The following is a 662-nucleotide window of genomic DNA, read 5'->3' on the forward strand; positions in this document are numbered from 1 at the left end:
AATCTAAAAGAAATACGAACTGAGATCAAACGCAGGCATGACCTGACTATGAAACAATTCAAACCCAAATCTTTTGATGATTATATAAAATCCATGCAAGCCAATGGAGTAAAAGTCATACCAACAATAAATAATCAAAACAAACTACAGGGCTTTCGGTTTGAGTTTGATGGTCACAATCTTAAAGGTAGCGAGGTACATCGCAATATGTCTCTTGGGAATATTGGAAAACAAATGTCAGGAATAAATGGAGCAAACATATTGAAAGAAAACAATGTAAGTATCAAACTGGCTGGTAAAGTGGTTGACCTAACACCGAACCTAGCTTTAAAAATCACCAAATTCATTATTAAAAGAGCTATTGATAAAGGGGTGGGCATGGGATATTAAAAAAACAGAGTAATTATGACAAAACTTGAAGAACTAACAGCCTTATTGGTTAATGAAATCAATGACTTTAATAATGGTATTGAGAAACTAGAAAACATTAATGAACAGTTAAAAGAAACTAAAATTAAAATGGAGATATCCGAATACAAATCTATAATTGAATCACATCAACAACAGATGAAGTTTCATAAAGAAACATTAGAAGGTTTTGAAATTCGGTTTAATAACAAAATAAACCAAGCTAAAATGTATCCTACTTGGGCAGTGGTGGT

The 662-nt window shown here is 32.0% G+C and carries 1 protein-coding gene and 1 pseudogene; both read left to right on the plus strand.

Features of this window, described 5'->3' with window-relative positions:
• Positions 1-390, plus strand: a pseudogene (locus ACH5TX_RS00335) (relaxase/mobilization nuclease domain-containing protein); the annotation flags it as partial.
• A 15-nt stretch (positions 391-405) separates the two neighbouring features.
• A partial coding sequence (locus ACH5TX_RS00340; RefSeq protein ID WP_439337574.1) for a DUF6730 family protein occupies positions 406-662 on the plus strand: 257 nt, incomplete at its 3' end.

Source organism: Thalassobellus citreus (genome assembly GCF_044385915.1).
GTDB lineage: Bacteria > Bacteroidota > Bacteroidia > Flavobacteriales > Flavobacteriaceae > Thalassobellus > Thalassobellus citreus.